The 622-nt window shown below is 48.9% G+C and carries 1 pseudogene; it reads right to left on the bottom strand.

Features of this window, described 5'->3' with window-relative positions:
- Positions 1-200 precede the first annotated feature (200 nt).
- Positions 201-622, bottom strand: a pseudogene (locus tag EXE45_RS19910) (hypothetical protein); the annotation flags it as partial.

Below are 622 nucleotides of genomic sequence, written 5' to 3'. Positions count from 1 at the left end.
GGTAGGACATTAGCTTCCCAAGCTAATAGCCCGGGTTCAATTCCCGGACGGTGCATTCCTGCGGCGAACAATCCGTGAGCCGTAGGTATTCCAAGAGAACTGGACTCTATCGGCCGCGCGCAGTAACCGCTGTGCGCGAGTACTTTCAATTTCACTCCAGTTCCGCCCGCTTACGTCTTTTAATTGGGATGATTGAAATGTTAATTTTCTAATCTTTTGGCGAAGCCCCTCTGGATTAGCGGAATCGCATCCGGAACTGGAAGTGATATAATATCGTTTCGCTCAGCGCGATACTCTTGGCCATCAATACTCAATATTTTGTCAGGATGGTCCCTTATCATTTTAATGGTGGTCATTTTTTGATCGTTTGAGGGACCTGTAAACGTATTTGATTGTGACTCCTTGAAATCGTCAATATCGATTGAGATATCGGATGGTTGGTCCTGATCGAACTCTGGGAGCTCCGCAGCACCGCGCTCGATCAGGGGAATTGCGTTCGTAGCGGGTAATGAGACGACTTGCGACTTTCGCAACGTGTACACCCGCTCGTCCGTCCCAAATATCTCGCCGATCGGTTCCAGTATTCTGACAGTAACTCTGCGCTCGTCTGAGAGTGTGAGAT

Source organism: Halorubrum sp. SP9, from assembly GCF_005435015.1.
In the GTDB taxonomy this organism is placed as follows: Archaea; Halobacteriota; Halobacteria; order Halobacteriales; family Haloferacaceae; genus Halorubrum; species Halorubrum sodomense.
Note: the sequence above shows the minus strand (reverse complement) of the source record. Positions and strands in the feature narration are given on the sequence as shown.